The sequence below is a fragment of the Nocardioides sp. YIM 152588 genome (genome assembly GCF_040191335.1).
Classification (GTDB): Bacteria; Actinomycetota; Actinomycetes; order Propionibacteriales; family Nocardioidaceae; genus Nocardioides.
On sequence record NZ_JBEGDJ010000115.1, the window covers coordinates 1 to 1034 of the forward strand.

General features: G+C 72.3%; 1 protein-coding gene. It reads left to right on the forward strand.

What is annotated here, in order from left to right:
* A partial coding sequence (locus ABLM29_RS22275; RefSeq protein ID WP_349716841.1) for a LamG-like jellyroll fold domain-containing protein occupies positions 1-1034 on the forward strand: 1034 nt, incomplete at both ends.

The following is a 1034-nucleotide window of genomic DNA, read 5'->3' on the forward strand; positions in this document are numbered from 1 at the left end:
CCTGTCCTCGGCGATGACGTTGATGGCGTGGATCGAGCCGACGGCGTCGCAGAGCGGGTGGCGCACCATCATGCAGCGCGAGACGGATGCCTACTTCCTCAACGCCAGCAATTCGACGGGCCCGCTGCGGCCCTCGGGTGGTGCGACCCTGGGGGGTGGCACGGCCTTCGTCACCGGTACGACGGCGAGCCCGGTCGGCGAGTGGACCCACGTGGCGTTGACCTATGACGGCGCGATGATGCGGTTGTACGTCGACGGCGGGCTGGTCGGCAGCAGCCTGGTCGCCGGCAGCATCCAGTCGTCCGCGAACCCGTTGTGGATCGGCGGGAACAGTCCTTGGGGTGAGTACTTCCAGGGCTTGATCGACGAGGCGCGGGTCTACGACCGGGCGTTGTCGGCTGCCGACGTCCAGGCGGCGATGGACACTCCGCTGGAGGCTCCGGAACCCGACACGACCGCGCCGACCGCGCCGTCGGCCCTCACGGCGACGGCGGTGGGTCCGGCCCGGGTGGACCTGAGCTGGGACGCGGCCACCGATGACGTGGCGGTGGCCGGGTATCGGGTGGAGCGCTGCACCGGTGCCGGGTGCACCGACTTCGCCCAGGTCGCCGCGCCGACCGGGACCACCTACAGCGACACGGGGCTGAGCGCGGGCACCACGTACGTGTACCGCGTGCGGGCGGTCGACACCGCGGGGAACGTGGGTGGCGCGTCGGGCGTGGTGTCGGCGGTGACGGCCTCTCCCGACACCACGGCGCCCTCGGCGCCGTCGGGTCTGGCCGCGACGGCGAGCGGTCCGACCACGGTCGACCTGACCTGGGACGCGGCCACCGATGACGTGGCGGTGACCGGCTATCGGGTGGAGCGCTGCACCGGTGCCGGGTGCACCGACTTCACCCAGGTCGGCGCGCCGGGTGGGGTCGGCTTCGGCGATGCCGGGTTGAGTGCTGACACCGTGTACCGGTACCGGGTCCGGGCGGTCGACGCCGCGGGGAACGTGGGTGACTACTCGAACGTCGCGAGCGCGACCACGC